Genomic DNA, 437 nt, shown 5'->3' on the forward strand with positions numbered 1-437 from the left:
TCCCAAAAGCGGCCGGTACAGTTATCTTCTTTATTAGCTCTGCGCGCAATGTCTTCATTTAATAAGCGCATAAACCAACTGATATTAGCTAAGCGTTCTCGGTATTCACTGATTGTTTCATTTAGAAAGAGCCATTCAATTTTACTTAGCTCTTCACCTTGCAGATATTTGTTAGTGAGAACAGTGCCTTTACAAAGCCTGTGCCACCGCTGAATAATGGCTTTATCGGTTAGTCGCTTGGCTTTTTTATCATCAACATAGAGTACTAAATGAGTGTGATTGCTCATTACTGCATACGCGCACACATCGATACAAAATACGTTAGCGAGGGCAAGTAATTTGCTTTCAACCCACCCTCTGCGATGTTCATACGATTGATTAGTAAAGTTGTCTACGCCGCATAAAAATGCACGGCGTACACAGCGCGAAATACAGTG

At 41.4% G+C, this 437-nt stretch carries 1 pseudogene; it reads right to left on the bottom strand.

The features are described from left to right. Nucleotides 1–437 (bottom strand): annotated as a pseudogene (locus tag HC000_RS18385) (transposase); the annotation flags it as partial.

Origin of the sequence: Pseudoalteromonas sp. MIP2626 (assembly GCF_013414205.1) — a bacterium.
GTDB lineage: Bacteria > Pseudomonadota > Gammaproteobacteria > Enterobacterales > Alteromonadaceae > Pseudoalteromonas > Pseudoalteromonas nigrifaciens.